The sequence below is a fragment of the Brevibacillus invocatus genome, assembly GCF_003710915.1.
Lineage (GTDB): Bacteria > Bacillota > Bacilli > Brevibacillales > Brevibacillaceae > Brevibacillus > Brevibacillus invocatus.
The window spans coordinates 1-565 of record NZ_RHHR01000104.1 but is presented as its reverse complement, the minus strand read 5'-3'; the positions used below and the strand labels follow the sequence as shown (position 1 = coordinate 565).

Annotated in this window: 1 protein-coding gene; it reads right to left on the bottom strand. The window is 47.6% G+C overall.

Annotation, left to right across the window (positions count from 1 at the left end; all coding sequences use genetic code 11):
* Positions 1–565, bottom strand: a 565-nt coding sequence (locus EDM52_RS24230; protein ID WP_276330150.1) for a DNA gyrase C-terminal beta-propeller domain-containing protein, incomplete at both ends; no start/stop codon positions are given.

Below are 565 nucleotides of genomic sequence, written 5' to 3'. Positions count from 1 at the left end.
CAGGGATTTCGTAGCCCTTCAGGCGATACACTTTCCCTTTGCTGGTAAAGAACATGATGGTTTCATGCGAGTTGGTGATGTAAAGATGCTCGACAAAATCGTCATCCTTGGTCCCCAATCCCTGTACCCCTCTACCTCCACGTTTTTGTGAACGGTAGGTGGTAACAGGCAGACGCTTGATATACCCATCATGAGTGAGGGTGATCACGACGTCCTCTTCCGGAATCAAATCCGCATCCTCGATATGATTTTCATCAAACGTAATCACCGTGCGTCGAGCATCCCCGAATCTTTCCTTGATTTCGGACAGCTCTTCGTGAATGATTGCATAGATTTTGTTCTCATCCGCAAGAATGGAACGCAGCTCACTGATTTTGGCCAACAGCTCTTGGTACTCGTTCTCAATTTTTTCACGTTCCAACCCTGTCAAGCGTTGCAAACGCATATCCAGAATGGCCTGCGCTTGCTCATAGCTTAAACCGTAGTTGGCTATCAAGCCTTCACGAGCTTCTTCCGTTGTCTGGGAAGCACGAATCAAGCTGATGATCTCGTCGATATGATCGAG